This is a genomic window from Pseudomonas asplenii, assembly GCF_001293465.1.
GTDB lineage: Bacteria > Pseudomonadota > Gammaproteobacteria > Pseudomonadales > Pseudomonadaceae > Aquipseudomonas > Aquipseudomonas fuscovaginae_B.
Genome location: NZ_JSYZ01000003.1, coordinates 291637 through 314536, shown reverse-complemented (window position 1 = coordinate 314536; position 22900 = coordinate 291637). Strand labels below are relative to the sequence as shown.

Here is a 22900-nt window from a genome sequence, read left to right as displayed (position 1 = left end):
TCGACACTGACTCAACCGCTTGAGGCCCCACATACCATGTCCATGACTCCCCGCGAGATCGTCCACGAACTCAATCGCCATATCATCGGCCAGGACGATGCCAAGCGCGCTGTCGCCATTGCCCTGCGCAACCGCTGGCGCCGGATGCAGCTCCCTGAAGAGCTGCGCGTCGAAGTGACGCCCAAGAACATCCTGATGATCGGCCCGACCGGCGTCGGCAAGACCGAAATCGCCCGGCGCCTGGCCAAGCTGGCCAACGCCCCGTTCATCAAGGTCGAAGCGACCAAGTTCACCGAAGTCGGCTACGTCGGACGCGATGTCGAATCGATCATCCGCGACCTGGCGGACGCCGCGATCAAGCTGCTGCGCGAGCAGGAGATGGTCAAGGTCCGCCACCGCGCCGAAGACGCTGCCGAGGAACGCATCCTCGACGCCCTGCTGCCACCGGCCCGCTCCGGGTTCAACGAAGAGGCCCAGCCAAGCCAGGACTCCAACACCCGCCAGTTGTTCCGCAAGCGCCTGCGCGAAGGCCAGCTGGATGACAAGGAGATCGAGATCGAAGTCGCCGAGCACACCGGCGTCGATATCTCCGCGCCACCGGGCATGGAAGAGATGACCAACCAGTTGCAGAGCCTGTTCGCCAACATGGGCAAGGGCAAGCGCAAGAGCCGCAAGCTCAAGGTCAAGGAAGCGCTCAAGCTGGTCCGCGACGAGGAGGCCGGGCGCCTGGTCAATGACGAGGAACTCAAGGCCAAGGCCCTCGAGGCGGTCGAACAGCACGGCATCGTGTTCATCGACGAGATCGACAAGGTCGCCAAGCGCGGCAATGTCGGGGGTGCCGACGTGTCCCGCGAGGGTGTGCAGCGCGACCTGTTGCCGCTGATCGAAGGCTGCACCGTCAACACCAAGCTGGGCATGGTCAAGACCGACCACATCCTGTTCATCGCTTCAGGTGCGTTCCACCTGAGCAAGCCGAGCGACCTGGTTCCCGAGCTGCAGGGCCGCCTGCCGATCCGTGTCGAGCTCAAGGCGCTGAGCCCGGAAGACTTCGAGCGCATCCTCAGCGAGCCACATGCTTCGCTGACCGAACAGTATCGCGAACTGCTCAAGACCGAAGGCCTGAACATCGAGTTCCAGCCGGAAGGCATCAAGCGCCTGGCGGAGATCGCCTGGCAGGTCAACGAGAAGACCGAGAACATCGGCGCCCGTCGCCTGCACACGCTGCTGGAGCGGCTGCTCGAGGAAGTCTCGTTCAGTGCCGGTGACCTGGCCGGCGCCCAGGGTGCCGAGCCGATTCGCATCGACGCCGACTACGTCAACAGCCACCTCGGCGAATTGGCGCAGAACGAAGACCTGTCGCGGTATATCCTGTAAAGAACGCCACCTCCCTGCAGGAGCGTGGCTTGTCCGCGAATGGGGCCTCAAGGCCGTCAAAAACTTCGCGGGCAAGCCCTGCTCCTGCAAGAGCGGCTTTCACATCGACAGGTCCGCGCACGTCATGACAACCCGCATCCCCACCGCCATCAATCTGCACAAGGCCTCAAAAACCCTGACCCTCAAATACGGTCCGGACGAGGAATACCATCTGCCCGCCGAGTTCCTGCGGGTGCACTCTCCCTCCGCCGAGGTCCAGGGACACGGCCAGCCGATCCTGCAGTTCGGCAAGCTCAACGTCGGCCTGAGCAAGCTCGAACCCGCCGGCCAGTACGCACTGAAACTGACCTTCGACGACGGCCATGACAGCGGCCTGTTCACCTGGGATTACCTCTATCAACTCGCCTGTCGTCAGGATGACTTGTGGGCCGAGTATCTTGCCGAACTCAAGGCAGCCGGAAAATCCCGCGACCCTTCCGAATCGATCGTCAAGCTGATGCTCTAGCTCGCGCGTCTTGCCATTTGGGGCGTATTTTCTAATCTGTTCTGATCCAATACCCGGAAGCAGCGGCTGACGTTCGGCGCGCTTGCGAAATAAATTAAACTCGGGTAACCAATGGACTTGGCAAGTCCCGTGCATTTAACGATGCGCAATCAACCGGTCACCCGAGCAGCAGTACTTGGCATTCGTTGTGCCTGGTCGCACAGTGTTTACCCGGTACTCGTCTCAGGACAATGGAGCGTCGTAGATGAGTGACAAGAACAGCGATGACCTCAAGCGTCAGGCCTCGGAAAACACCCTGGGCCTGAACCCCGTCGTCGGCTTGCGTAGAAAGGATCTTCTGACTTCGGCACGAATGGTACTGGCCCAGACCCTCCGGCAGCCCATCCACAGTGCCAAACACGTCGCCCATTTCGGCGTCGAACTGAAGAACGTGCTGTTCGGCAAATCCGAGTTGCAGCCGGACAACGACGACCGTCGCTTCTCTGACCCGGCCTGGAGCCAGAACCCGCTCTACAGGCGCTACCTGCAGACCTACCTGGCCTGGCGCAAGGAACTCCACGACTGGATCGACGACAGCTCGCTCTCGGCCCAGGACATCAGCCGCGGACACTTCGTCATCAACCTGCTGACCGAAGCCATGGCCCCGACCAACACGGCGGCCAACCCGGCGGCGATCAAGCGGTTCTTCGAGACCGGCGGCAAGAGCCTGCTCGACGGCCTGTCGAACCTGGCCAAGGACCTGGTGCACAACGGCGGCATGCCCAGCCAGGTCAACATGAGCGCCTTCGAGGTCGGCAAGAACCTCGGCACCAGCGAAGGCGCCGTGGTGTTTCGCAACGACGTGCTGGAGCTGATCCAGTACGGGCCGATCACCGAGCAGGTGCATGAACGCCCGCTGCTGGTGGTGCCGCCACAGATCAACAAGTTCTACGTCTTCGACCTGAGCCCGGACAAGAGCCTGGCGCGTTTCTGCCTGCGCAGCCACCAGCAGACCTTCATCATCAGCTGGCGCAACCCGACCAAGGCGCAGCGCGAGTGGGGCCTGTCGACCTATATCGAGGCGCTCAAGGAGGCTGTCGACGTGGTCTGCGCGATCACCGGCAGCAAGGACCTCAACATGCTCGGCGCCTGCTCCGGCGGCATCACCTGCACCGCCCTGCTCGGCCACTACGCGGCCCTGGGCGAGAAGAAGGTCAACTCCCTGACCCTGCTGGTCAGCGTGCTCGACACCACCCTGGACACCCAGGTCGCGCTGTTCGTCGACGAACAGACCCTGGAAGCCGCCAAGCGCCACTCCTACCAGCAGGGCGTGCTGGAGGGCAGCGACATGGCCAAGGTGTTCGCCTGGATGCGGCCCAATGACCTGATCTGGAACTACTGGGTCAACAACTACCTGCTGGGCAACGAGCCGCCGGTGTTCGACATCCTCTTCTGGAACAACGACACCACCCGCCTGCCCGCCGCGTTCCACGGCGACCTGATCGAGATGTTCAAGAACAACCCACTGGTACGCGCCGATGCACTGGAAGTGTGCGGCACGCCGATCGACCTGAAGAAAGTCGACGCCGACATCTTCGCCCTGGCCGGCACCAACGATCACATCACGCCGTGGAAGTCCTGCTACAAATCGGCGCAACTGTTCGGTGGCAAGGTCGAGTTCGTACTGTCGAGCAGCGGCCATATCCAGAGCATCCTCAACCCGCCGGGCAACCCCAAGTCGCGCTACATGACCAACGAGGAGATGCCGGCCAAGGCCGAGGACTGGCAGGAAAACTCCACCAAGCATACCGACTCCTGGTGGCTGCATTGGCAAGCCTGGCTGGCGGCGCGCTCGGGCAAGCTGAAGAAGTCGCCGACCAGCCTGGGCAGCAAGGCATACCCGTCGGCCGAGGCGGCACCGGGCACCTACGTGCACGAGCGATAGACCGCGCCGCCCCTTGTAGGAGCCGGCGGTACGGCGACTCCTGCAAGGATCGCGTGCACATGAGGGATCACGTGCACACAGAAGCAGGATTCAACACAGGGCTCGCAGCATGCCGCAACCGTTCATTTTCAGAACCATCGAGCTGGACGGCCAGACCATCCGTACCGCGGTTCGCCCCGGCAAGCCACACCTGACGCCACTGCTGATTTTCAACGGCATCGGCGCCAACCTGGAGCTGGTGTTTCCGTTCGTCCAGGCGTTGGACCCGGACCTCGAAGTGATCGCCTTCGACGTCCCCGGCGTCGGTGGTTCGTCCACACCCAGCCGCCCCTATCGCTTTCCCGGCCTGGCCAAGCTCAGCGCGCGGATGCTCGACTACCTGGACTATGGCCAGGTCAATGCGGTCGGGGTGTCCTGGGGTGGCGCACTGGCGCAGCAGTTCGCCCACGATTATCCGGAGCGTTGCAAGAAGCTGATCCTGGCGGCCACCGCCGCCGGCGCGGTCATGGTCCCGGGCAAGCCCAAGGTGCTGTGGAACATGGCCAGCCCGCGCCGCTACATTCAACCCTCCCACGTCATCCGTATCGCGCCGACCATCTACGGCGGCGCCTTCCGACGCGATCCGCACCTGGCCGCCGAACACGCGGCCAAGGTGCGTTCGGCCGGCAAGCTGGGCTACTACTGGCAACTGTTCGCCGGCCTCGGCTGGACCAGCATCCACTGGCTGCACAAGATCCGCCAGCCGACCCTGGTACTGGCCGGCGACGATGATCCGCTCATTCCGCTGATCAATATGCGCCTGCTGGCCTGGCGTATTCCCAATGCCCAGCTACACATAATCGATGACGGCCACTTGTTCCTGATCACCCGGGCCGAAGCCGTGGCGCCCATCATCATGAAGTTCCTCGACGAAGAACGTCAGCGGGCCGTCATGCACCCGCAACCGGCGCCCTTCAAGAGCACCTGAGGGGCACCCATTCGCAGCGTGCCCACCGGCAGGATATCGGCAGGGCACGTCAGGGACGGGGCAGTGGACAGCCCCGGTCCGATGCGATGTATCGGTTGATCAGCTTGATGACGAAGGAGTGTTGACTCATGCCAGACAGACCAGCGACGGGTTCGCTACCCGCAGCCGCGACGCCCATCAATGCACAGAGTGCGATTACCGGCCTGCGCGGCCAGGATCTGCTCTCCACCCTGCGCAGCGTCGCCACCCACGGCCTGCGCAACCCGCTGCACACGGCGCGGCATGTGCTGGCGCTGGGGAACCAGTTGGGCAAGGTGTTGCTCGGCGAGACACCGCACCAACCCTCTCCACGTGACTCGCGCTTCACGGACCCGGCCTGGAGCCTGAACCCGTTCTACCGACGTGGCCTGCAGGCCTACCTGGCGTGGCAGACCCAGGTCCGGCACTGGATCGACGAAAGCCGGATGAGCGATGACGAGCGCGCCCGGGCGCACTTCATCTTCACGCTGTTCAACGATGCGGTGGCGCCGTCCAACACCCTGCTCAACCCCCTGGCGGTCAAGGAGCTGTTCAATTCCGGTGGCAACAGCCTGGTGCGCGGCATCAGCCACCTGGTGAACGACATGCTGCACAACAACGGCCTGCCCAGCCAGGTCACCAAGCATGCCTTCGAAGTCGGCAAGACCGTGGCCACCACCCAGGGGGCGGTGGTGTTTCGCAACGAGCTGCTGGAGCTGATCCAGTATCGGCCGATGAGCGAAAGGCAATACGCCAGGCCGCTGCTGATCGTGCCGCCACAAATCAACAAGTACTACATCTTCGACCTCAGCCCGACCAACAGCCTCGTGCAGTACGCCCTGAAAAACAGCCTGCAGGTGTTCATCATCAGCTGGCGCAACCCCGACGTGCGCCACCGTGAATGGGGCCTGTCGAGCTATGTCGAGGCGGTGGAGCAGGCGATGAACGTCTGCCGGAGCATCACCGCGAGCCGCGAGGTCAACCTGGTGGGCGCCTGCGCCGGCGGCCTGACCATCGCCGCCCTGCAAGGCTACCTGCTGAGCAAGCGGCAGTTGCGCCGGGTCGCCAGTGCCACCTACCTGGTCAGCCTGCTCGACAGCCGGCTGGACAGTCCGGCCACCCTGTTCGTCGACGAGCAGACCCTGGAGGCAGCCAAGCGCCGCTCCTACCAGCAAGGCGTGCTGGACGGCCGGGACATGGCCAAGGTGTTCGCCTGGATGCGGCCCAATGACCTGATCTGGAACTACTGGATCAACAATTACCTGCTGGGCAAGGAGCCGCCGGCCTTCGACATCCTCTACTGGAACAACGACCACACCCGCCTGCCGGCCGCGCTGCATGGCGACCTGCTGGACTTCTTCAAGCACAACCCGCTCAGCCACCCTGGCGGGCTGGAGGTCTGCGGCACGCCCATCGATCTGCAGAAAGTCACGGTCGACAGTTTCCATGTCGCCGGCATCAACGACCACATCACGCCATGGGACGCGGTCTATCGCTCGACCCTGCTGCTGGGCGGCGACCGCCGCTTCGTGCTGTCCAACAGCGGCCACATCCAGAGCATTCTCAACCCGCCGGGCAACCCCAAGTCCACCTACATCGAAAACCTCAAGCTGAGCAGCGACCCGCGGGCCTGGTACTACGATGGTCGGCAGGTCCAGGGCAGCTGGTGGCCACAATGGCTGGAATGGCTCCAGTCGCACTCGGGAGCCCTCAAGGAAACCCGGCTGACCCTCGGCGACGCCAGGTATCCAACCATGGAAGCCGCACCCGGCACTTATGTGCGGGTGCGATGACTCTCACCGGACACGGTTGCCCGGCAGCCGTGACACCCAACCTAAGAAGACTGGATGAAGACCCGCGACCGGATTCTTGAATGCACACTGCAACTGTTCAACCAGAAGGGCGAACCGAATGTCTCGACCATGGAAATCGCCAATGAACTGGGGATCAGCCCGGGCAATCTCTACTACCACTTCCATGGCAAGGAGCCTCTGGTACTCGGGCTTTTCGAGCGCTTCCAGGCGGAGCTGGCACCGCTGCTGAACCCTCCGGCGGATGCCGAACTGGCACCGGAGGACTACTGGTTCTTCCTGCACCTGATCGTCGAGCGCCTGTCCCAGTACCGCTTCCTGTTCCAGGACCTGTCCAACCTGGCCGGCCGCCTGCCCAAGCTCGCCAGGGGTATCCGCAACCTGCTCAACGCGCTCAAGCGTACCCTCGCCTCGTTGCTGGCGCAGTTGAAGACCCAGGGCTTCATCGTCAGCGACACCCAGGCGCTGGGGCAATTGGTGGAACAGATCACCCTGACCCTGCTGTTCTCGCTGGACTATCAGCGAATCCTGGGCCGCGAGGGCGAAGTCCGGCTGGTGGTGTACCAGATCATGATGCTGGTGGCGCCGCACCTGCTGCCGCCGGCACGGTTGGCGACTGAACGGATGGCCTTGCGTTATCTCGAAGAGCCTTGATAACCGGCCCAAGGTATGGAGCAGAACAGGGCTGCCAAGCCCGAAACAAAAACGCCCGGCCTTCACAGACCGGGCGTTTCCATTGCGCGAAGCGCCACTCAGGACTGAGAGGTCGGCGCCGACGGAGCCGGGGCCGCAGCCGGAGCGGCTGGAGCAGCCGGGGACACCGAATTGGTGGTGGTCGGTGCCACCGCCGGTTTCGCCGCGGCAGGAGTTGCCGGCTTGGCAACGGCCGGCTTGGCCGCCGCAGGCTTTTTCACCGCTGCAGGTTTCGCGGCAGGTTTGGCTGCCGGTTTTGCAGCGGCCGGCTTCGCAGCAGGCTTGGCCGCTGGTTTCGCGGCGGGTTTGGCCGCGGCTACCGGCTTGGCTGCTGGCTTCGCGGCAGGCTTGGCAGCCGCCGTCTTGGCCGCAGGCTTGGCGGCGGGTTTTGCAGCCGGCTTGGCTGCCGGTTTGGCCGCAGCGGTTTTAGCTGCCGGCTTGGCGGCGGGTTTGGCCGCAGCCTTGGCCAGCGGCTTGGCCGCCGTCTTCGCTGCCGGTTTGGCTGCCGCCGCTTTCGCCGCCACCGGGGTCACCTTCTGGCCAGTGAGTTGCTCGATCTGCCTGGTCAGGGTGTCGACCTTGCTGTGCAGGGCCTTGACCTCATTGCGGCTGGGAACACCCAGACGCGAGATGGCACTGTTCAGACGCTTGTCGAAAGCCTCCTCCAGTTCGTCCCACTTGCCCAGGGCGCGTTCCTTGACGCCGGTGATGCGCGACTTGGCCGAACCGGCGGAGTCCTTGGCCGCCTCGACAGTCTTGCCCACTGCACTCTTGGTCAGCTTCTCGGCTTTCTCACCGTCCTTCACCAGGCTCTCGAAGACCTTGCTGCCGTCACTGTCGATTTTCGAGTACACGCCTAAACCGGCCAGCCAGATCTTGCGGGAGTATTGCTCAACCTTCCCGATCCACGAGCTGCCTTCTTTCTCAGTATTCTTCTTGCCAGCCATCCCGTTCTCCTTAATGTTTACGCGCGACACGTTCGAGCAATGCCGTCAACTCATCGAGCTTAGCAGAGAGTGCCTCAACGTCATGTTTAGACGGAATCCCGATGCGATTCAAGGCACTGGCGACACGGCTGTCGAACGCTTTCTCGACCTTGTCCAGTTGCACTTCGACCCGCCCCTTGAGGCCGCTGACATCGCTCTTCACGCTGTCGATCTGGCTGTTGGCGGCTTCAAGCTTCGCGTCGACAGCCTTTTTCCCTTCCTTTTCAATTGCTTGGCCGGCCTTGACGAGTTCCTGGAAGTACTCGCTGCCTTCCTTGCCGACCTTGGCGTAGGCGCCCAGACCCGCCAACCAGATCCTGCGGGCATAGAGTTTCACTTCAGCCAGGGCGGTGGGCTGAACGTCGGATTTTTTCTTCAGACTGACTTTGGCCATGGTGCACCTCACACGTGAACGGTTGGAGGAACTGCCCGCGCAAGCGGGGACTGCAGCACAAAGTAGTGGCAAAAATTAGAATGGGCACCCTAACCGATGTGGCCAGGGGTCACTTGTGGAAACAGGATTCACCCGTGGCAGCCGGCTCCCACAGGATTGACTGCCACAGGTTCGGATCCGACGGGTTCAGGCCAGCGCCTTGTCCAGCGCCTTCTCGATCTCGCTCTTGATGGTGCCGCTCATGGCCGACATCAGCATGCCCAGCTCGACATCCACCCTGATCCGGTCCTCGGCGATCGTCACCTCGCCGCTGACGCCGGAGCGCTTGAGGCTGACGGTATCACCCGACCAACGCGGCGCCAGGCCATACTGGTCGGCCAGTTTCTGCACCAGCGCCTCGGCCTTCTCACGCGCGCCTGCCAGACCGAGATGATGGGCACGCTCGACACTAATCCGGGCCATCGATTGACTCCTGTTCCATGAATGTAGGCCGGGGCGGCCTTGAACTGCGCTGCGTCAATCCGTCCCGGTCGCCCACTATACTTACATTCCGCCTTTGCCAAGACAAAGCCGGCTACCGGGATTAGAATGGCCCGCATTCTCTTCTGGTGACAGCGATATGACTGATCAGCGCAAAGGCAGCGATGCCGAACCCACCACACACTTCGGCTACAAGAATGTGCCGGAAAGCGAAAAGGCCGGCAAAGTCGCCGAAGTCTTTCACTCGGTGGCCGCCAAGTACGACCTGATGAACGACGTCCTTTCCGGCGGCATGCACCGCCTGTGGAAGCGTTTCACCATCGAGCTGTCGGGCGTGCGCCCCGGTAACCGGGTGCTGGACATCGCCGGCGGCACCGGCGACCTGGCGGCGAAGTTCTCGCACCTGGTGGGTCCCACCGGCCAGGTGGTGCTGGCCGATATCAACGCCTCCATGCTCAAGGTCGGCCGTGATCGCCTGCTGGATCGCGGGGTGGCCGGCAATATCGAGTTCGTCCAGGCCGACGCCGAGAAGCTGCCGTTCCCGGACAACCACTTCGACTGCGTGACCATCGCCTTCGGCCTGCGCAACGTCACCCACAAGGAAGATGCCCTGCGCTCCATGCTGCGGGTGCTCAAGCCCGGTGGCCGCCTGCTGGTGCTGGAGTTCTCCAAGCCAACCAACGCGCTGATGTCCAAGGTCTACGACGCCTACTCGTTCGCCTTCATGCCACTGGCCGGCAAGCTGATCACCAACGACTCGGAAAGCTATCGCTACCTGGCCGAATCGATCCGCATGCACCCGGACCAGGAAACGCTCAAGTCGATGATGGTGGACGCCGGCTTCGACCGCGTGACCTACCACAACATGACTTCGGGCATCGTCGCCCTGCACCGCGGCATCAAGCCCTGATGCTGCTCAGCGGCCTTCTCGCCGGCGTCGAACACGGCCTCAACCGTGTGCTGCGCCTGGACAGCACTGCCCTGGGCCGTCTCGGGCACCTGACGGGCAAGGTCATCGAGGTCGACAGCCCGGCCTTGAAGCTGTTCATCCTGCCCAGCGACGAAGGCCTGCTGCTGGCCGCCCACTGGGCCGCCGAGGCCGACTGCATCCTCCGTGCGTCCACCACCAGCCTGCTCCACCTGGCCCTGAGCAAGGACAAGAGCGCCGTGCTGCATGGCCCGGACGTGCACCTGGAAGGCGACAGCGCGGTGCTGCTGGACCTGGCCGGGGTGCTGCAGGACCTGGAGCTGGACTGGGAGTACGAGCTGTCGCGCTGGCTCGGCCCGGTCGCCACGCAACTGGTCAGTGGCCACCTGCGCAGCCGTGCCGGCTGGTACCGGCAGGGTTTCGCCAGCCTGAACCAGAACCTGGCCGAGTACCTCAGCGAAGAGTCGCGGGCACTGGTCGGCAAACACGAGGCCGAAGCCCGTTTCGCCGAACTCGACCGGCTCAAGCTCGATCTAGAACGACTCGAGGCACGTTTCGAACGCCTCTCCCGATCCCTCAATTCCAGCGATAACGCATGAAGCTGCTCGCCGTCCGCCGTCTGTTACGCATCCTGCGCGTGGTCATCCGCTACCGTCTCGATGACCTGCTGTTCGACCTGCCCCTGCCCTGGTTCCTCCTGGCATTGCGTTTCGCCCTGCCGTGGCGCTGGTTGCCGCGCAAGCCGCTGGACCTGAGCCGCGGTGCACGGCTGCGCCTGGCCCTGCAGGACCTGGGACCGATCTTCATCAAGTTCGGGCAGATCCTCTCGACCCGTCGCGACCTGCTGCAAGAGGACATCGCCGACGAGCTGATGCTGCTGCAGGACCGTGTCCCACCGTTCGACCCGCAGAAAGCCGTGGAGCTGATCGAGTCGCAACTGGGCCGCAAGATCGGCGAAGTCTTCAGCCGCTTCGACATCGAACCGCTGGCCTCGGCCTCGGTGGCCCAGGTCCACGCCGCGCAGCTCAAGAGCGGCGAGGAAGTGGTGGTGAAAGTCATCCGTCCAGGTCTCAAGCCGGTGATTGCCCAAGACCTGGCCTGGCTGTTCCTGCTCGCCCGCACGGCCGAGCGGCTCTCCGCCGACGCCCGCCTGCTGCACCCGGTGGACGTGGTCAGCGACTACGAGAAGACCATCTACGACGAGCTCGACCTGCTGCGCGAGGCGGCCAATGCCAGCCAGTTGCGGCGCAACTTCGAAGGCTCGGACATGATGTACGTGCCCCAGGTCTACTGGGACTGGTGCCGGCCGAAGGTGCTGGTGATGGAGCGCATCTACGGCATCCAGGTCACCGACCTCGCGACCCTGGCCGACCAGCGTACCGACATGAAGCTGCTCGCCGAACGCGGCGTGGAGATCTTCTTCACCCAGGTGTTCCGCGACAGCTTCTTCCACGCCGACATGCACCCCGGCAATATCTTCGTCAGCACCGTCAAGCCGTGGAGTCCGCAGTACATCGCCATCGACTGCGGCATCGTCGGCAGCCTGACTCCGCAGGACCAGGACTACCTGGCCCGCAACCTGTTCGCCTTCTTCAAGCGTGACTACCGCCGCGTCGCCCAGTTGCATATCGACTCGGGCTGGGTTCCGGCGGACACCCGACTCAACGAGTTCGAGGCGGCGATCCGCACCGTCTGCGAACCGATCTTCGAAAAGCCGCTGAAGGACATCTCCTTCGGCCAGGTGCTGATGCGCCTGTTCCAGACCGCGCGGCGCTTCAACATGGAAGTCCAGCCACAGCTGGTGCTGCTGCAGAAGACCCTGCTCAACATCGAAGGCCTGGGCCGCCAGCTGTACCCGGAACTGGACCTGTGGAGCACCGCGCAGCCGTTCCTCGAACGCTGGATGCGCGAACGGGTCAGCCCGAAAACCCTGCTGGGCAACCTGCAGAGCCAGGTCGAGCAACTGCCGCACCTGGCCAACATGACCCGCGACCTGCTCGAACGCCTGTCGCAGCCCCATGCCGCCGACCCGCAGCCGCCGTACAAAAAGCGCAAGGACGACTGGCTGCTGCGTCTGCTCGGCTCACTGCATCTTGGGGGGGGCGCGTTTCTCGCCGCCAACGGGCCGCTGCACGAATGGGGTCACTGGCCGGCGGCAGTCATGCTGGCCATTGGTTTGTATCTGGTCGTGCGCCGATAGCCAGCAAGGCTCGCGGCTGGCAAACTGTTCATTCGCCGAGGCCCAACCACGCAGGTTGCGCCCGGTTGTCGGAGTCGAAAATGAAAGACTGGCTGGACGAGATCAAGTGGGACAGCGACGGCCTGGTGCCGGCGATTGCCCAGGATCACAAGACCGGGCGCGTGCTGATGATGGCCTGGATGAACCGCGAGGCGCTGCAACTGACCGCTCGCGAGAACCGCGCCATCTACTGGTCACGTTCACGTGGCAAACTGTGGCGCAAGGGCGAGGAGTCCGGCCACGTGCAGCATCTGCATGAAATGCGCCTGGATTGCGACGCCGACGTGATCATCCTGATGGTCGAACAGGTCGGCGACATCGCCTGCCACACTGGCCGCCAAAGCTGCTTCTACCGCGTCTACGAAAACGACGGCTGGAAGACGGTCGATCCGGTCCTCAAGGACCCGCACAGCATCTACGCAGCAGGACACTGAACATGACTGATACCCTGACCCGTCTGGCCCAGGTACTGGAAGAGCGCAAGGGTGCGGCACCCGACAGTTCCTATGTCGCCAGCCTGTACCACAAGGGTCTGAACAAGATTCTGGAAAAGGTTGGCGAGGAGTCCGTCGAAACCATCATCGCGGCCAAGGACGCTGCCCTCAGCGGCGACTGCAGCGACGTGATCTACGAAACCGCCGACCTGTGGTTCCACAGCCTGGTCATGCTCGCCCAGCTGGGCCAGCATCCGCAGGCCGTGCTGGATGAATTGGACCGTCGCTTCGGACTGTCCGGACACGCCGAGAAAGCCTCGCGTCCGTCCGCCTGAACAACTTTTCGAGAGGAGAAACACCATGGGCATTTTTGACTGGAAACACTGGATCGTCATCCTGATTGTCGTCGTGCTGGTGTTTGGTACCAAGAAGCTGAAGAACCTCGGCACCGACGTCGGCGAGTCGATCAAGGGCTTTCGCAAGGCCATGAACGATGACGAGAAGCCGGCCGAGCCGGTGGTCCCGCCGACCGTGCAACCTGCCCAGCCACAGCCGGGCGCCCAGCAGAACGCGCCACACACCATCGATGTACAGGCGCAGAAGGTCGAAGAGCCCCGCAATCATTCGTGAGCACTGAATAATGTTCGGTATCAGCTTCAGTGAACTGCTGCTCGTCGGCCTGGTGGCGCTGCTGGTCCTCGGCCCCGAGCGCCTGCCGGGTGCCGCGCGCACGGCTGGCCTGTGGGTCGGACGGCTGAAACGCAGCTTCAACGCGATCAAGCAGGAAGTGGAACGGGAAATCGGTGCCGACGAAATCCGTCGGCAACTGCACAACGAGCACATCCTGTCCCTGGAACAGGAGGCTCGCAAGATCCTGTCGCCGGTCCAGGAGCCGGCTCCCCAGGCTCAGCCCCAGAGCCAGCCGGCCGCCCAATCCGTGACCCAGCCGGCCGGTGAAACACCGCTGCCGAGCGACCTGCCACCGGCCACCGTCGCCCCGGGCGATGCCGTACCGGTGCTCGGCGCCGTCGAACCGGCCCCGCATGTTCCGGGCGAAACCGTCACTCCCGCGCCGACGCCAAGTGCGCCAGCTTCTCACGACCCAACTGTGCCGCCGCGAGCCCCATGAGCGATTTTCCGGAAAACGACCAGCAGATGCCGCTGGTCTCGCACCTTACCGAGTTGCGCACCCGCCTGCTGCGCTGTGTCGCGGCAACCTTCCTGATCTTTGCCGGGTTGTTCGCCTTCACCCAGCAGATCTACACCTTCGTCTCCACGCCATTGCGCCAGTACCTGCCGGCCGGCGCGACGATGATCGCCACCGACGTCTCCTCGCCGTTCCTGACGCCGCTCAAGCTGACCATGATGGTCTCGCTGTTCCTGGCGATCCCGGTGATCCTGCACCAGATCTGGGGTTTCATCGCCCCGGGTCTGTACAAGCATGAGAAACGCGTGGCCGTGCCGCTGCTGGTGTCCAGCATCATCCTGTTCTACACCGGCATGGCTTTCGCCTATTACCTGGTGTTCCCGCTGATCTTCAAGTTCTTCGCCGCCGCCACCCCGGCCGGCGTCGAGATGATGACCGACATCACCAGCTACCTCGACTTTGTCATGACGCTGTTCTTCGCCTTCGGCGTGGCGTTCGAGATCCCGGTGGCCGTGGTGCTGCTGGTGTGGATCGGCGTGGTCGACGTCAAGTACCTGAAGAAGATCCGCCCGTACGTGATCATCGGCTGCTTCGTGGTCGGCATGATCCTGACCCCGCCGGACGTGTTCTCGCAGACGTTGCTGGCGGTGCCAATGTGGCTGCTGTTCGAGATCGGCGTGCTGTTCGGCGGCCTGGTCAGCAAGCGTGGCGAGGCGTCGGAAGAGAAACCCACCGACACTGGCCCACAGCCGCCAGCCCCGCTCGCGTGAACCTGCTGCTTCTTGAAGAGGCCGACTTCATTGCGGCCGACCGGGTGGTGCTGCGTGACCGGCGCCTGACTCACATGCAGGAAGTCCATCGCGTCGCGGTGGGCGACAGCCTGCGGGTCGGCCGGCTCGGCGGGCTGATGGGCAATGCCCGGGTCCTGCACCTGGAGGCCGGTGAAGCCCAGCTGCAGGTCAGCCTCGACCAGCCACCGCCGGCCAAGCTGCCGCTGACCCTGGTGCTCGCCCTGCCGCGCCCGAAGATGCTCCGCCGGGTCTTCCAGACCATCGCCACCATGGGCGTGCCCAGGCTGGTGCTGGTCAACAGTTACCGGGTGGAGAAGAGCTTCTGGCAGACACCGTTCCTGGAACCCGAGGCGATTCGCGAGCAACTGGTCCTGGGCCTGGAACAGACCCGCGACACCGTACTGCCGCAAGTCATCATCGAGAAGCGCTTCAAGCCTTTCGTCGAGGATCGCCTGCCGGCCATCAGCGCGGGCACCCAGGGCCTGGTCGGCCATCCGGGCCACTACCCGCCCTGCCCACGGGCGGTGGACGAACCGGTCACCCTCGCCATCGGCCCCGAAGGCGGCTGGATTCCCTACGAAATCGACCTGCTGGGCAAGGCCGGCCTGCAACCGGTGCAGCTCGGCGAACGGATCCTGCGGGTCGAAACCGCCGTCACCGCCCTGCTCGCCCGCCTGTTCTGAACGCTCCCGGGGCACCAGCAGACCTGTGGAAGCTGATGTTCCCCCCCAGAAGATCAGTTCCCACGGGTTCCGTGGGGCACATTGAAGGATCGCGGCGCTACAGAATCGCTCTACGCCGCCGATACAACGGCAATATTGGAAATCCGTCCGCCACCAGGCGTACGAGCGCCGTCAGGAGTCCGACCCATGTACCGTTGGCTAACCCAGAGCCTGGGCAATGTGAGCATCAACCTGAAACTCGGTATCGGCTTCGGCCTGGTACTGCTCCTGACCATGCTCATCACCTTCACCGGCTGGAGCGGCCTGGGTTCGGTGATCAACCGTGGCGACAAGCTGGGCTACATTTCCTCGCTGAACATGCTGACCAAGGACCTGCGTATCGCCCGCCTGGACTACGAGATGCGCAAGGGCGAACAGGGCCCGGGCACCGTCGCCGGCCTGCTGGACAAGCTGGAAAACGGCCTGCAAACAGCCCGCCAGCAGTTGCAGACCCCGGAAAGCATCACACTGATCGACCAGCAACTGGCCACCCTTGTCCAGTACAAGCGCGCGTTCGCCGACATGACCCAGGCCACGCAGAACCGCGAGGCCGCCCGCAGCAAACTCGGCGCCAGCGCCGACAATGCCGTCGCCAAGGTTGCAGAGGTCGAGAAATCGATGCTGCAGGGCGACAGCATCGCCCAGTTCAACAGCGTGATCGAGCTGAGCAAACTGATCCAGCAGGCCCGTTTCCAGGTTCGCGGCTACACCTACAGTGGCCGCAGTGATGCCGAGCAACCCGCACTGGATGCCATCGACAACGCTCTGAAGAACCTGGAGAGCCTGCCGGCCAGACTGCCCGAGCAGCACCTGGCCAACCTGCAGCAGGCCAGCGACTCCCTCAAGGCCTATCGGGCTGCCGTCAGCGCCTTCCGCGACTCCCAGATCGCCAGCGCCCAGGCGCTCAAGAATATGGAGGAGCAAGGCAACCATCTGCTGGAACTGAGCAACCAGCTGACCGACCTGCAGACCGCCCGCCGCGACAGCGATGCCGACCAGGCGAAGAGCCTGCTCGGCATTTCCGCCGGCCTGGCCCTGCTGTTCGGCATCATTGCCGCCTGGACCATCACCCGGCAGATCGTCACACCACTGCAGCAGACCCTCAAGGTGGTCGAGCGCGTTGCCTCCGGCGACCTCAGCGAGGACCTGCAAGTCAGCCGCCGCGACGAACTCGGCCAACTGCAGCGGGCCATGCAGAGCATGACCATCAGCCTGCGCAAGCTGATCGGCGGTATCAGCGATGGGGTCACGCAGATCGCCAGCGCCGCCGAGCAACTGTCGGCCGTGACCGAACAGACCAGCGCCGGGGTCAACAGCCAGAAGGCCGAGACCGACCAGGTCGCCACCGCCATGCACGAGATGACCGCCACCGTGCAGGAAGTGGCACGTAACGCCGAAGAGGCCTCGGAAGCCGCGGTCGCCGCCGACCAGCAGGCCCGCGAAGGCGACAAGGTGGTCGGCGAGGCCATCGCCCAGATCGAACGCCTGGCCGCCGAAGTCGGTCACTCCACCGAAGCCATGAGCCACCTCAAGGCCGAAAGCGACAAGATCGGCAGCGTGCTCGACGTGATCAAGTCGGTGGCCGAACAAACCAACCTGCTGGCCCTCAACGCCGCCATCGAGGCCGCCCGTGCCGGCGAGGCCGGGCGTGGTTTCGCCGTGGTCGCCGACGAAGTGCGCAGCCTGGCCCAACGCACCCAGAAATCCACCGAGGAAATCGAGGAACTGATCGTTGGCCTGCAAGGAGGCACCGACCAGGTGGCGACCATCATGGACAACAGCCGCAGCCTGACCGACAGCAGCGTCGAACTGACCCGCCGTGCCGGTGGCGCGCTGGGGAGCATCACCCGCACGGTGTCGGCGATCCAGACGATGAACCAGCAGATCGCTGCCGCCGCCGAGCAACAGAGCGCCGTGGCCGAGGAGATCAACCGCAGCGTGCTGAACGTGCGCGACGTCTCCGAACAGACCGCCTCGGCCAGCGAGGAAACCGCCGCCTCCAGCGTCGAACTGGCGCGCCTGGGCAATCACCTGCAAGTACTGGTCAGCCGCTTCCGTGTCTGACCCTGACCGAACTCAGTCGAGGTCGGCCAGCCAGGCGGTGTCCTTGAACCACTTGTCGTGGATCCGGTCGTAGGTGCCGTCCTCGGCGATCTGGTTCAGGAAGTGGTTGATCCAGTTCAGGCTGTCGTGGTCGCCCTTCTTCAGACCGAACGCCAGGCGCTCGTAGGTGAAGGGCTGGTCCAGGCACAGCAGCTTGCCAGCCCCCAGCCGGTTCACCGCCACCAGGTTGTAGGGTGCATCATGGATGAAGGCGTCGGCCTTGCCGTCGAGCACATCGCGCACGCCCTCCTCCTCAGTGGCGTAACTGACTCGTTGGGCCTTGCCGATCAGCCTCTTCGCCACGATCTCACCGGTGGTGCCGGCCTTGACACGGATGCGGTAGGCGGCATCGTTCAGGTCCTCGAAACTCTGGACCTTGCCCCCCAGCTCCAGCGGAATCAGCATGGTCTGCCCCACCACCATGAAGGGATCGCTGAAGTTCAGGCGCAGGTTACGCTCCGGGGTCAGGGTCATGCCGCTGGCGATCAGGTCGGTCTTGCCCGCCAGCAGGTCGGGGATCAGTTGCGGGTAGCTGCTGGGCAATATCTCCAGGCGCACCCCAAGGGCTTTGCTCATTTCATGCAGCAGATCGATCTCGAAACCCACCACCCGCCCCTGTCGGTCGGTCATCTGGAACGGCATATAGGTCGGATTGGTCCCCACCTTGAGGCTGCCCCGCCTGACCGCTTCGTCGATGGCGCCCGCCTGGAGCCCGCAGGCCTGCAGGAATGCGGCAACGCCCAGCAGTATCGCCAGGTACCTTCTCGTCATGAAAACTCCTTGATCCATTTCCCGATGGGATCGCCCCGTCCGGTCTACGCGGAACTGGCGCAGGCCGGCGGGCACAATTTCGGGGCGCGATCCTAACGCACCCGAACAGGCCGTCGAGCGGATGTTTTGTTACCAAATGACAATGGGTACAGGCGGGAGAGAAACGGCTTGCAAGAGGTCGCATCCCCCCTGGAGCACGCTCCAGGGGGGATGGAGTCAGGCGGGTTGACCGATTGCCACAACAGGTTGCAGCGGCAGCAGCGGTGCATGCGGATCGGCCTTGACCGACGCACGCCAGGCATTGAGCCACTCGCCATGGCCTTCGCTCCAGACCTGCGCATGCAGGCGGCCCAGGGCAACCGGGTCGCTGAGCAATTGCAGGCGGGCGTTGTTGTCGAGGCCCGCCGGGCCGACTTTCAAGGCATGCCGGACACGCTCGTTGCGCAGCCACTCGATCGGCTCGGCCTGCCGGTGACGGGAGGTCGCCAGGGCACAGGCCAGGGCGTTCTGCCGCGGGTCGACCACCGCCCGGACGAAACCGTCGTTCAGCGCGTGCCAGCGGTTCTCGTGGGTGTATTCGTCGGTCGCCAGCAGCGCCTGGGGCGGGTTGTATTCCTCGGGGATGAGGAACAGCTGCTCATCCTTCGAGCGCAGGCCCAGGTTGACCCGGCTGGAGATCACCGAAACCGGGATCGACAGCATCAGCGAGCCGACGATCGGCACCAGCCACCACAGGAAGCTCGGGTTCAGCCAGATCACCAGCAGGGCCCAGAGGGCACCCAGCAGGGTCTGCGGACCGTGACGGCGCACCGCTTCGCTCCAGGGCGTGGAGTCGTCGTCACGCTGCGGCGAGTTCCAGGTCGCCGCCCAGCCGAGGAACGCGGCCAGGACGAAACGGGTGTGGAAAATCATCCGCACCGGCGCCAGCAGCATGGAGAACAGCATCTCCAGCAGCATCGACACGGTCACCTTGAACTTGCCGCCGAACTCTTTCGCGCCCTTGGCCCAGATCAGGATGACGCTGAGCAGCTTGGGCAGGAACAGCAGCACGATGGTGGTGGAGAACAGCGCCACCGCCTTGTCCGGGTGCCATTGCGGCCACAGCGGATAGAGCTGGCGCGGCTCCATGAAGTACTGCGGCTCCATCAGCGTGTTGACCGCCAGCAGCGCCGTCGACAGCACCAGGAAGAAGAACCACAACGGTGCCGACAGGTAGGACATCACGCCGGTGAGGAACACCGCGCGATGCACCGGGTGCATGCCCTTGACCAGGAACAGGCGGAAGTTCATCAGGTTGCCGTGACACCAGCGGCGGTCGCGCTTGAGCTCGTCCAGCAGGTTCGGCGGCAATTCCTCGTAGCTGCCGGGCAGGTCGTAGGCGATCCACACGCCCCAGCCGGCACGACGCATCAGCGCGGCTTCGACGAAGTCGTGGGACAGGATCGCACCGGCGAACGCGCCCTTGCCGGGCAACGGCGCCAGGGCGCAGTGCTCGATGAACGGCTTCATGCGGATGATCGCGTTGTGACCCCAGTAGTGGGACTCGCCCAACTGCCAGAAGTGCAGGCCGGCGGTGAACAGCGGGCCGTAGACGCGGGTGGCGAACTGCTGCATGCGCGCATACAGGGTGTCCATGCCCGACGCCCGTGGCGCGGTCTGGATGATCCCGGCGTCCGGCGTGGCCTCCATCAGGCGCACCAGGCTGGTCAGGCATTCGCCGCTCATGACGCTGTCGGCGTCGAGCACCACCATGTACTTGTAGTCGCCTCCCCAACGACGGCAGAAGTCGTCGAGGTTGCCGCTCTTGCGCTTCACACGACGGCGGCGGCGGCGGTAGAAGATCTTGCCGAAGCCCGAGGCCTCACGGCAGACATCCAGCCAGGCCTGCTGTTCGGCCACGCAGATATCGGTGTCGTTACTGTCGCTGAGGACGAAGAAGTCGAAACGGTCCAGGTCACCGGTGGCCGCGACCGACTCGAAGGTCGCCCGCAGGCCGGCGAACACCCGCGCCACGTCCTCGTTGCAGATCGGCATGACGATGGCCGTACGGGCATCCGCCGGGATCGGCTCGCTGCCGGCGCTGGCGCCGGAGATACGGTACTTGTCATGCCCGGTGAGCAGTTCGAGGAACCCCATCAGAGCGGTCCAGAAACCGGCCGAAACCCAGCAGAACAGAATCCCGAACATCACCAGGATGGTGGTCTGCAGGACATAGGGCAGCACCTGCCGGGCGGTCTGCAGGACCGGCTGGTGCAGGACCTCGTTGAGGTCGACGAACGACCAGCCCTGGTAAGGCATGATGCCTTTCATGTACCAGCCGGCGACGATGGTCTGGCCAAGCATCAGAATCAGCAGGATGTAGCGTCGGATCGAGCCCACGGTACGCCAGCGGGCATGAGGCAGCTCGCGCCTGTCGTCCTTGGGTGCCGGCGGGTTGCTGCGCCCGGTCAGGCGCCGCCAGGCGCGGACCAGGATATTGGTCCGCCAGGGCTCGGGAACGACCCGGGTGCGCCGGATCGGCGGGGTGGCCTTGAGGCACACCCGGCCGCTGGCGTCCACCGAGAGCATCTCGGCATCTTCCAGGTCGGCGGCGCTGTCGAGGGTCAGGCGACGCCCCACCGAGGCTTGTGCAGCCTCGGCGGAGTCGGCGGACGGTTGCGCACCGAGCCGCTCATGCAACTCGGCGAACGACTTGCAGTTCGCCAACTCGGCGCGCTGCTCGGTACTAAGCGGCAGGTGCGCCAGATACTCGGAGAGAGCCTCTGGCTGGGCGATAGGATTACTCATCGGCAGGCAACTGGTAGCTCCAGGTCTCGGTCAGGACTTGTTCGGTTCTGGCCGGCTCCGGGGTGGTTGGGGCAGCCTCGGCAGCCGGCGCCGGGGCGTCGTGCTCTTTCTTGTCCTTGGCCTTGTCTTTCTCTTGAGTCTTGGCCGCGTCCTTTTCCGCAGACTTGGCAGCGTCCTTGTCCTGGGCCTTGGCCGCTTCCTTCTCGTGCTTCTCCTGGGACTTGGCGGCAACCTTGTCGGCCTTGACCACCTGGGACGAAGCCTTCACCGGCTCGGCGGCAGCGATGTCCTTGACCAGCGCAGCGCGCAGCTCGGTGGACTTGCCCGGATCCTTGATCTTCAGGCGCAGGGTCAGGCGCCAGCCCTGGGTTTCCGGGTTGTAGCGCAGGCTGTTCTCGACCACTTCGGCGTTATCGCCGACGCTGACCTGGCTGCGCACCGGCGCATCTTCCGGCAGGGCCTTGAGGGACGGGCCCTCGAAATCGATCAGGTAGGCCACGCTGCCATCCGGCTGGCGGATCAGGTTCGACTGCTTGACGTCGCCGGTGGACTTCAGGGTCTGCTTGACCCAGGCGCTGTCCGGCGAATGCAGGGCAGCTTCGTCCTGAGTCCAGTGCAGACGGTAGGCGAAGTTCATCGCTTCACCCGGCTGGGCGAGCTTTTCCGGGTTCCAGAAAGCCACGATGTTGTCGTTGGTTTCATCGGCGGTCGGGATCTCCACCAGGTCGACGGTGCCCTTGCCCCAATCGCCCTTCGGCTCGATCCAGGCGCTTGGACGCTTGTCGTAGCGGTCGTCGAGGTCTTCGTAGTGGCTGAAGTCGCGACCGCGCTGCAGCAGGCCGAAACCACGCGGGTTCTCCACGGAGAAGTTGCTCACCGCCAGGTGTTTCGGGTTGTTCAGCGGACGCCACAGCCACTCGCCGTTACCGGCATGGATCGACAGGCCGGCGGAGTCGTGCAGCTCGCGACGGTAGTTGAGGACTTTCGACGGCTGGTTGGCACCGAACAGGAACATGCTGGTCAGCGGGGCCACGCCCAGCTTGCCGACCTTGTCGCGCAGGAACATCTGCGCCTTGACGTCGACGATGGTGTCGGCACCCGGACGCAGGGTCAGGCGATAGGCACCGGTCGCCCGTGGCGAGTCAAGCAGGGCGAAGATCACCAGGTGCTTGTCGGTCGGCTTGGGCTGCTGGATCCAGAACTCGGTGAAGCGCGGGAATTCCTCGCCGGACGGCAGGGCGGTATCGATCGCCATGCCACGGGCGGACAGGCCATAGGTCTGGCCCTTGCCCACGACGCGGAAATAGCTCGCGCCGAGCATGGTCATGATCTCGTCCTGCTTGTCGGCCTTGTTGATCGGATAAAGCACGCGGAAGCCGGCATAACCCAGCTGTTCGGTGGTTTTCGGATCGAATTTCAGGTCGCCGAAGTCGAAACGGCTCGGATCGTACTTGATCTCCGAGACGTCGTTGGCGGTGATTTCGTTGATTTTCACCGGCGTGTCGAAGTGCATGCCCTGGTGATAGAACGACAGCTTGAACGGCGTCTTCTGGTCAGCCCATTCGGCCTTGTCGGTCAGGAAGCGGATTTTCTGGTAGTCCGCGAACTTCATCTCCCGGAATTCGTTCGGCAGATTACTGCGCGGAGCCTCGTACTTCTGCCCGGCCAGGGTCTTCGCCTTGGCCGCCACATCGTCCAGATTGAATGCAAAGATTTGCCCGGCACTGAGCAGGCAAAGCAGTGCGGAGCCCGTCACCAGTGCTTTTCTCAACCCTCTGGCAGTCAATTTTGGTGCATTACAGGGACTAACAATCACGAGCAACCCT

At 64.0% G+C, this 22900-nt stretch carries 22 protein-coding genes and 1 pseudogene; 17 read left to right on the top strand and 6 right to left on the bottom strand.

Features of this window, described 5'->3' with window-relative positions:
• Positions 1-36: 36 nt before the first annotated feature.
• The 6 genes from hslU to PF66_RS05340 all read left to right on the top strand — a co-directional run bounded on the left by hslU (position 37) and on the right by PF66_RS05340 (position 7253).
• Entirely contained in the window at positions 37-1374 is a 1338-nt protein-coding gene (gene hslU, locus PF66_RS05365) for an ATP-dependent protease ATPase subunit HslU (protein WP_054060056.1), read from the top strand.
• A 124-nt stretch (positions 1375-1498) separates the two neighbouring features.
• On the top strand, positions 1499-1879 hold the full coding sequence (locus tag PF66_RS05360) for a gamma-butyrobetaine hydroxylase-like domain-containing protein (RefSeq protein ID WP_054060055.1): 381 nt from the start codon (positions 1499-1501) through the stop codon (positions 1877-1879).
• Between the two features lie 244 nt (positions 1880-2123).
• Positions 2124-3803, top strand: coding sequence for a class II poly(R)-hydroxyalkanoic acid synthase (gene phaC / locus PF66_RS05355; RefSeq protein WP_054062073.1), 1680 nt, complete (start codon positions 2124-2126; stop codon positions 3801-3803).
• A gap of 109 nt (positions 3804-3912) precedes the next feature.
• Positions 3913-4770 carry a poly(3-hydroxyalkanoate) depolymerase gene (gene phaZ, locus PF66_RS05350; protein WP_054060053.1) on the top strand — a complete coding sequence of 286 codons (858 nt, stop codon included), beginning with the start codon at positions 3913-3915 and terminating at the stop codon, positions 4768-4770.
• A 128-nt stretch (positions 4771-4898) separates the two neighbouring features.
• Positions 4899-6581 carry a class II poly(R)-hydroxyalkanoic acid synthase gene (phaC, locus tag PF66_RS05345; RefSeq protein ID WP_054062072.1) on the top strand — a complete coding sequence of 561 codons (1683 nt, stop codon included), beginning with the start codon at positions 4899-4901 and terminating at the stop codon, positions 6579-6581.
• A 54-nt stretch (positions 6582-6635) separates the two neighbouring features.
• Positions 6636-7253, top strand: coding sequence for a TetR/AcrR family transcriptional regulator (locus tag PF66_RS05340; RefSeq protein ID WP_054060051.1), 618 nt, complete (start codon positions 6636-6638; stop codon positions 7251-7253).
• Between the two features lie 98 nt (positions 7254-7351).
• Here PF66_RS05340 and PF66_RS05335 read toward each other — a convergent pair whose 3' ends face one another.
• From PF66_RS05335 to PF66_RS05325, 3 genes are all read right to left on the bottom strand, one after another.
• Positions 7352-8239, bottom strand: a complete 888-nt coding sequence (locus tag PF66_RS05335) for a phasin family protein (RefSeq protein WP_054062071.1) — start codon at positions 8237-8239, stop codon at positions 7352-7354.
• A 10-nt stretch (positions 8240-8249) separates the two neighbouring features.
• The gene (locus PF66_RS05330; RefSeq protein ID WP_054060524.1) at positions 8250-8672 is read right to left on the bottom strand and encodes a phasin family protein; all 423 of its coding nucleotides are present in this window, start codon (positions 8670-8672) and stop codon (positions 8250-8252) included.
• Between the two features lie 186 nt (positions 8673-8858).
• Complete coding sequence (locus tag PF66_RS05325) at positions 8859-9134, bottom strand: polyhydroxyalkanoic acid system family protein (RefSeq protein ID WP_054060523.1); 276 nt, start codon at positions 9132-9134, stop codon at positions 8859-8861.
• Positions 9135-9291: 157 nt separating this feature from the next.
• Between PF66_RS05325 and ubiE the strand changes: the two genes are divergently transcribed.
• The 11 genes and pseudogenes from ubiE (at position 9292) to PF66_RS33790 (ending at position 17477) form a co-directional block, all read left to right on the top strand.
• A complete protein-coding gene (ubiE, locus tag PF66_RS05320) occupies positions 9292-10062 on the top strand; it encodes a bifunctional demethylmenaquinone methyltransferase/2-methoxy-6-polyprenyl-1,4-benzoquinol methylase UbiE (protein ID WP_054060522.1) in 771 nt (256 codons plus the stop codon).
• Entirely contained in the window at positions 10062-10679 is a 618-nt protein-coding gene (locus PF66_RS05315) for a ubiquinone biosynthesis accessory factor UbiJ (protein WP_054062070.1), read from the top strand. The genes ubiE and PF66_RS05315 overlap by 1 nt, the downstream gene beginning before the upstream one ends.
• Complete coding sequence (gene ubiB / locus PF66_RS05310; RefSeq protein WP_054062069.1) at positions 10676-12280, top strand: ubiquinone biosynthesis regulatory protein kinase UbiB; 1605 nt, start codon at positions 10676-10678, stop codon at positions 12278-12280. Before PF66_RS05315 ends, ubiB begins: the two co-directional genes overlap by 4 nt.
• An 80-nt stretch (positions 12281-12360) precedes the next feature.
• Positions 12361-12753, top strand: coding sequence for a phosphoribosyl-AMP cyclohydrolase (gene hisI / locus PF66_RS05305; protein ID WP_054060519.1), 393 nt, complete (start codon positions 12361-12363; stop codon positions 12751-12753).
• A 2-nt stretch (positions 12754-12755) separates the two neighbouring features.
• The gene (locus tag PF66_RS05300) at positions 12756-13088 is read left to right on the top strand and encodes a phosphoribosyl-ATP diphosphatase (RefSeq protein ID WP_054060518.1); all 333 of its coding nucleotides are present in this window, start codon (positions 12756-12758) and stop codon (positions 13086-13088) included.
• Between the two features lie 25 nt (positions 13089-13113).
• Entirely contained in the window at positions 13114-13383 is a 270-nt protein-coding gene (locus PF66_RS05295) for a twin-arginine translocase TatA/TatE family subunit (protein WP_017903199.1), read from the top strand.
• Between the two features lie 10 nt (positions 13384-13393).
• Positions 13394-13882: a Sec-independent protein translocase protein TatB gene (gene tatB, locus PF66_RS05290; RefSeq protein ID WP_054062068.1), complete on the top strand. Its 489-nt coding sequence runs from the start codon at positions 13394-13396 to the stop codon at positions 13880-13882.
• Complete coding sequence (gene tatC / locus PF66_RS05285) at positions 13879-14670, top strand: twin-arginine translocase subunit TatC (RefSeq protein WP_054060874.1); 792 nt, start codon at positions 13879-13881, stop codon at positions 14668-14670. The genes tatB and tatC overlap by 4 nt, the downstream gene beginning before the upstream one ends.
• On the top strand, positions 14667-15374 hold the full coding sequence (locus PF66_RS05280; protein ID WP_054062067.1) for a 16S rRNA (uracil(1498)-N(3))-methyltransferase: 708 nt from the start codon (positions 14667-14669) through the stop codon (positions 15372-15374). Before tatC ends, PF66_RS05280 begins: the two co-directional genes overlap by 4 nt.
• 186 nt (positions 15375-15560) lie before the next feature.
• Positions 15561-16571: pseudogene (locus PF66_RS33795) on the top strand (methyl-accepting chemotaxis protein); the annotation flags it as partial.
• Positions 16572-16604: 33 nt separating this feature from the next.
• The gene (locus tag PF66_RS33790) at positions 16605-17477 is read left to right on the top strand and encodes a methyl-accepting chemotaxis protein (protein ID WP_416773401.1); all 873 of its coding nucleotides are present in this window, start codon (positions 16605-16607) and stop codon (positions 17475-17477) included.
• Between the two features lie 12 nt (positions 17478-17489).
• On the opposite strand, the gene PF66_RS05270 is transcribed toward PF66_RS33790, so the two are convergent.
• From PF66_RS05270 to PF66_RS05260, 3 genes are all read right to left on the bottom strand, one after another.
• Positions 17490-18287 carry a transporter substrate-binding domain-containing protein gene (locus PF66_RS05270; RefSeq protein ID WP_081009792.1) on the bottom strand — a complete coding sequence of 266 codons (798 nt, stop codon included), beginning with the start codon at positions 18285-18287 and terminating at the stop codon, positions 17490-17492.
• Positions 18288-18503: 216 nt separating this feature from the next.
• Complete coding sequence (mdoH, locus tag PF66_RS05265) at positions 18504-21074, bottom strand: glucans biosynthesis glucosyltransferase MdoH (protein ID WP_054060878.1); 2571 nt, start codon at positions 21072-21074, stop codon at positions 18504-18506.
• Positions 21067-22890, bottom strand: coding sequence for a glucan biosynthesis protein G (locus tag PF66_RS05260; RefSeq protein ID WP_054060885.1), 1824 nt, complete (start codon positions 22888-22890; stop codon positions 21067-21069). The genes mdoH and PF66_RS05260 overlap by 8 nt, the downstream gene beginning before the upstream one ends.
• Between the last annotated feature and the right edge of the window lie 10 nt (positions 22891-22900).